Source organism: Pseudomonas sp. FSL R10-1339 (assembly GCF_009600545.1).
Classification (GTDB): Bacteria; Pseudomonadota; Gammaproteobacteria; order Pseudomonadales; family Pseudomonadaceae; genus Aquipseudomonas; species Aquipseudomonas bubulae.
Window position 1 is genome coordinate 1 of the sequence record NZ_WIVQ01000342.1, and the last position, 239, is coordinate 239.

Genomic DNA, 239 nt, shown 5'->3' on the forward strand with positions numbered 1-239 from the left:
GGCTATAGATATATGAGATACCTGAATGACGATGGAACCATTAATGAGTATGCGGAAAAGGTTCTAACCAAGTATAAAGCTCCAGTGACCTATGCAGGATTTGAAGAGTTTTTCTCCGGAAAAAAAGCTCGCGATGCGTTCCAAATTAAAGGCCCTGAAGTGGGTCCAGATATGAACGGCCCCAAATCATGGAGCGACTCAAGGATTCGTGCACGATTTGATACATTACAGTTATATAA

Annotated in this window: 1 protein-coding gene; it reads left to right on the forward strand. The window is 41.8% G+C overall.

Annotated elements, in window-relative coordinates:
* Positions 1-239: hypothetical protein (locus GHO03_RS25455; protein WP_218574343.1), on the forward strand; the 239-nt coding region annotated here is incomplete at both ends.